Raw genomic sequence first — 529 nt, 5'->3', positions numbered from 1 at the left:
GACTGGGGTGAAGTCGTAACAAGGTAACCCTAGGGGAACCTGGGGTTGGATCACCTCCTTACCTTAAGATGACGAAGTTGTTGAGTGTTCACACAGATTGCCTTGATTCAAAGTAGTTAGAGCAAAGACCTGATGCGAAAGCGTCAGTGCTTGTTCAACCCTCGGTTGAACAAGAGAAGCCCTTTTGTTGGGTGTTGGGATGTGAATAATGGCGCGAGCCGTTACCCAATCACCTGCGCGCAAGCGCAAAGACAAATCCGGGTCCCCTTCGTCTAGAGGCCTAGGACACCGCCCTTTCACGGCGGTAACAGGGGTTCGAATCCCCTAGGGGACGCCACTTCTCTTCTTGCTAACAAGAATGCAGAGTTAAGAACTGATTCTTAACTCTGTTTTCTTCGGTCACTGACCGTTGCAAACGTGCTCTTTAACAATCTGGAAAGCTGATTTAAAAAGTAGTTCTCAAACATTTGTTACAAGTGCTTTGGAAACTTCTTGGCGAAAACCAAATTTTATTTGGTCCTTGTTGTAC

General features: G+C 46.9%; 1 tRNA gene and 1 rRNA gene. Both read left to right on the top strand.

The features are described 5' to 3' along the window. A 16S ribosomal RNA gene (locus tag ACB031_RS22760) occupies positions 1–61 on the top strand; the annotation flags it as partial. Between the two features lie 200 nt (positions 62–261). Continuing rightward, positions 262–337, top strand: a tRNA-Glu gene (locus tag ACB031_RS22755). Positions 338–529 lie beyond the last annotated feature (192 nt).

The organism is Aeromonas sp. S8(2024) (assembly GCF_041403085.1).
In the GTDB taxonomy this organism is placed as follows: Bacteria; Pseudomonadota; Gammaproteobacteria; order Enterobacterales; family Aeromonadaceae; genus Aeromonas; species Aeromonas dhakensis.
This window is presented reverse-complemented; position numbering and strand designations above follow the sequence as displayed.